General features: G+C 49.1%; 1 pseudogene. It reads right to left on the bottom strand.

Going from position 1 to position 874, the window contains the following annotated elements:
* Positions 1–264 precede the first annotated feature (264 nt).
* A pseudogene (locus tag KQJ19_RS23760) lies at positions 265–874 on the bottom strand (gluconate permease); the annotation flags it as partial.

The raw sequence follows: 874 nt of genomic DNA on the forward strand, positions 1-874 counted from the left end.
GATTTTATACAGATATTTTATTCTTTTACATGAAATAAACCAGCATACCATTTGAGCGATCGCCCTCTGTTCCCCCATACTGTAAAGCCGGAGACATGCTCCGGCTTTACAGTATTACTGAGAGTACACCCTTCCAGCATAATCAACGGTTCAATATCGCCCCTTTTAGATCGCCAGCGATTCGTCACCGTGTAGACGATTGCCGTCACTCACTAAATTATGGGGGACAGTGAACGACAGGTTGGCTCACTGGTAAGAACCCGATTATAAAACTAAGCTGGCGAGCAGAATAAAAATCAGCCCACTGATGGATAAGAGTGTGGACATCAGCGTCCAGGATAACAGCGTTTCTTTGGTGGTCAGGCCAAAAAAGTCTTTAATCATCCAGAAACTGGCATCGTTAACGTGAGAACAAATACAGGATCCGGCGCCGGTAGCCAGCGTAATCAAGGCCAGGTTGGTATTGGGATGTACTGCCAACAATGGGATGACCAGACCGGCGGTAGAGATCGCCGCGACGGTGGCTGAACCCAGACAAATACGCAGGAATGCGGCCACGCCCCAGGCCATCAGGATCGGGTTAATATCCATACCCGAAACCAGGGTAGAAATATACTGACCAACGCCAGAGTCGATGAGAACTTGCTTGAATGCACCACCACCGCCGATAATCAGCAGCAGACCGGCAATACCCGCGATAGCTTTTCCGCAAGAATCCATCAGGTCAGGGATTGTTTTCCCGCGCCCCAGGCCCATGGTATAGATCGCGAAGAGCAGTGAAATCAGCATGGCGATCGTCGAATTACCTAAGAACAGTATCACGTTGTAGAATAAGCCTGAATCTGCGGCACTTTTGGCATGAGTCATCTGGATG

The sequence above is a fragment of the Citrobacter sp. S46_ASV_140 genome, from assembly GCF_018919545.1.
GTDB lineage: Bacteria > Pseudomonadota > Gammaproteobacteria > Enterobacterales > Enterobacteriaceae > Citrobacter > Citrobacter braakii.